The 3426-nt window shown below is 71.8% G+C and carries 2 protein-coding genes and 1 pseudogene; all 3 read left to right on the forward strand.

Annotation, left to right across the window (positions count from 1 at the left end; genetic code table 11):
• Positions 1-627: 627 nt before the first annotated feature.
• Positions 628-1734 (forward strand): YbiU family protein, encoded by a 1107-nt coding sequence (locus KS423_RS41495; RefSeq protein ID WP_224284899.1) that lies wholly within the window; start codon positions 628-630, stop codon positions 1732-1734.
• Positions 1716-3050 (forward strand): DUF6271 family protein, encoded by a 1335-nt coding sequence (locus KS423_RS41500; RefSeq protein WP_224284900.1) that lies wholly within the window; start codon positions 1716-1718, stop codon positions 3048-3050. The genes KS423_RS41495 and KS423_RS41500 overlap by 19 nt, the downstream gene beginning before the upstream one ends.
• Positions 3047-3426, forward strand: a pseudogene (locus tag KS423_RS48275) (hypothetical protein); the annotation flags it as partial. The gene KS423_RS41500 and the pseudogene KS423_RS48275, both read left to right, overlap by 4 nt.

Consider the following 3426-nt stretch of genomic DNA (forward strand, 5'->3'; position numbering starts at 1 on the left):
GAGGGCGACGGAGGCGCGGGCGACCGCCGCCCAGGGGATCGGCGCAGCCCGGGGCCGCAGGCTCGCGGTCAGCCAGCCGGGCGGGGCGAGCCGGACGGTTCCTCGGGGTCGTGCCACGGTCCCAAGCTACGGCGGGTGGGCGGGCCCGGCCCGGTGCCGTGCTCCCGGGCGCGCCCCCGGAGCCGGGCGTCACGGGGTGCAACGGGTCTCCGACCGGTGACGGTTCAGTGTCCCGCGGTTATGTCGATTCCGGAAACATACTCGTCCTTATGTCAGTCTCCGAAACATAGAGCGAACTCCGAGAGGGCGTCGTGAGCTGCATTGATTTCCCAATCGGTAACCCGCGGGAAAGGGTTGACACCATTAGTTGGTCTAGTCCAACGTATGGGGAGTGCGGTTCGGCAAAGGCTGATGCGGGGTGAGAGCCCTTGCCGAGCAGGCGAGTTGGCCCCCTGACGTGGCGCTGTTCCGCGCCCGTGGGGCGAGGCAAGAAGGACCGTGTGCGGACGGCCCTCCGGTCCGCGCTCGAATTCCTGTTGCGGCCGGCCACCGGCCGTCGACCCGCCGTGTCCGCACCGGGCGCCCGAGCAGGCGCCGCGTCGACTACGAACCACGGAGTGACTGCCCATGCCGAGCCCTGCCGAACACCCCGACGAACCCGGGGAATACCTGTACCGGGCCGCATCGGAGCGCCCCTACTTCAGCGCCGACACCGAGAGCTACCTCGCCCGGACCGCGCTGCGCGAGATCCGCAAGAGGCATCCGCTGCGGGTGCTCTCCGAGGAGGACTACGCGTTCTGGCAGACCTACGGTTACGTGGTGGTGAAGCAGGCCATCCCGGCCGGGGCCGCGCGCCGACTGCTGGACTTCGCCTGGGAGTTCCAGGGCCTCTCGCCGGACCGCCCCGAGGACTGGTACCGCGAGCGCGAGTACCGCGACGAACTCGACCGGCACCTGCACATCTACGGCTTCGTCGAGGCCTACCACCACCAGCTCATCTGGGACAGCCGTCAGGCGCAGCGCGTCTACGACGCCTTCGTGGACGTGTGGGACTGCGAGGAGCTCTGGGTCACCCTCGACCGGCTCAACCTCAACCCGCCGAACGTCCGCAACCGCGACCGTGCGCTGATCGAGCCCACCGACCGCGGCTTCGACATCGAGCTGCACTGGGACGTCGACACCACCCGGGGCATGCTGCCGCAGCGCGTCCAGGGCATCGTCGCGCTCGACGACACCGCCCCCGACCACGGCGGCTTCCGGTGCAGCCCGGAGCTGTTCCGCCGCTTCAACGAGTGGCAGGCCGCCCAGCCGGCCGACCGCGACCCGATCCGCCCGGATGTCGACCGCGCCGAGTTCCCCGTCGTGCGGCCCGAGTTGAAGGCCGGCGACCTGCTGATCTGGAACGGCCTGCTCGCCCACGGTGTCGAGCGCAACACCTCCGAGAACGGCGTGCGCGCGGTGCAGTACCTGTCGATGATGCCCGCGCTGGAGGAGGCCGGGAAGCTGCGCCGCTCCCGAGTGGAGTCCTGGCGCACGCTCGCCACCCCGGACTGGAACCGCACCCTGGTCGGCGACGCCGACCGGCCCGAGGCGCAGCGCTACGGGACCGCCGAACTCACCGAGCTGGGCGAGAAGTTGCTCGGCCTGCGGTCATGGAGCGGCAAACCGTTCGAGCAGTGCGGGGAAGACCGGCAGGGCGCCACGGGGGAGCGGGAATGCGCGACGTCTGTCTGACCCTGCCCACCAACCGCGAGTGCGCGGACACCATCACCGCGATCGGTGCCGAAGCCGCCTACGCCGTACGGCGGTTCGGCGTCCGCGTGCACCTGCTGGTGCTGGACTCCGCCGACCCCGCTTCCCGCGTCCGGCACGCCGGGGCCCTCGCTGCCCTGCCGGCCGTCGAGGGCGTGGTCGTCCACCACGTGGACGAGGACGCCCAGCGCGCCTTCCTGAGCGAGGTGATCGACCGCTCCGGCGCGGCCGGCCCGGACAGGCTGCTGGACCTCATGCTGCCCGATGCCGTTTCCTACGGCGCCTGCACCAACCGGGCGTTCCTGCTGGCCGCCGCACTCGGCTGCGAGTCGGTGCACCGCCGCGACTCCGACAGCCGCTACCAACTGCTGGACGGCGAACCGGTGTTCCCGATCGAGCACGAGCTGGCCACGCTCGGGCTGAAGGCCGCCGACGCGGCCGCGGCCGTCACCGGGAACACCCTCGACGCGCTGCACGCGGACAAGCCCGTCGTGCTGGTCGGCGCCTCCTTCGTCGGCGAACTCTCCGTCGACATCGGCGAGATCCGGGAGCTCGATCCCGAGGCCTACCACGACGTGGTCGCGCTCTGGGCGCCCACCGGCGCGAGCGAGGAGGAGAAGCGAGAACTCGTCGCCGCGTCCTTCGTCGGCGGCGGCACCGAGCCGTTCACCGCCGACCGCGCGGTGCTCGACCTGCCCGACATCTGGCACATCGACATGTGCAACATCGGCCTCGACCACGAGGTGTACGAACGAGTGCCGCTGCCGCCCGCCACCGACACCATCGGCAGTGACTACTTCCTGCACCACCTGGTGCGTGACGCGACCCTGCCGGGCGTCACCCACAACCGCCACGTCGTCAACTACCACACCCCGGAACGGCGCACCGGACCGGGCTTCACCGCCTACCAGCTGCGCTACGCCAAGTTCCTGCTCTCCATGCTCTACCTCTACCCGGTCTACTCCGAGATGGAGGCCGCCGGCGGCGCTCTGCTGGACGAGCAGCACCGCGTCCGCCCCGAGGCGATCGCCGACTCCGCCCGTCGCAGCGCCGCGACGGACCGCGCGGAGAACCACCGCAGGCTCGCCGAACTCGACCGCTGCTACCGGCGGCTGGGCGGGAAGTACGCCGAGTTCGCAGACCATCTGGCGCCCCTGCGGGCGCGCCTGCTCGACGAGGCGCAGGCGGACATCGAGGACTTCGCAGCGCTGATCGACGCGTGGGGCCCGCTGGTGCGGGCGAGCAAGGCCACCCCGCCGACCGGCTGCCGCGCCAGTCGGACGGGGAGCTCTACGTGATACGCCAGCCCACCAGCCAGCCCATCGGCCAGCCCACCGGACACAGCGTCCGTCACCGTGCCGGTCACGCCGCCGGCCACCACACCGGCCACCCGCCCACCCACCGCATCCCGGCCGTCTCCGCGGTCCACACCGACGCGCCCGGGCCCGAGGCGCTCCGCCCTGGCGAGCACGACCGCACCGCGCTGCGTGCCGCGCTCGCCGCCGCCACCGACGACCGGATCATCTACGACCTGGACGGCATCGGCCGCCAGTACGCCGCACTTCTCGCCGAACTGCCGGGTGTGGCCGTCCGGTTCGCGATGAAGGCCTGCCCGGTGGACGAGGTGCTCGGCCACCTCGCCGCGCTCGGCTCCGGCTTCGACGCGGCCGGCCC

Origin of the sequence: Streptomyces sp. LS1784 (genome assembly GCF_020103755.1) — a bacterium.
Classification (GTDB): domain Bacteria; phylum Actinomycetota; class Actinomycetes; order Streptomycetales; family Streptomycetaceae; genus Kitasatospora.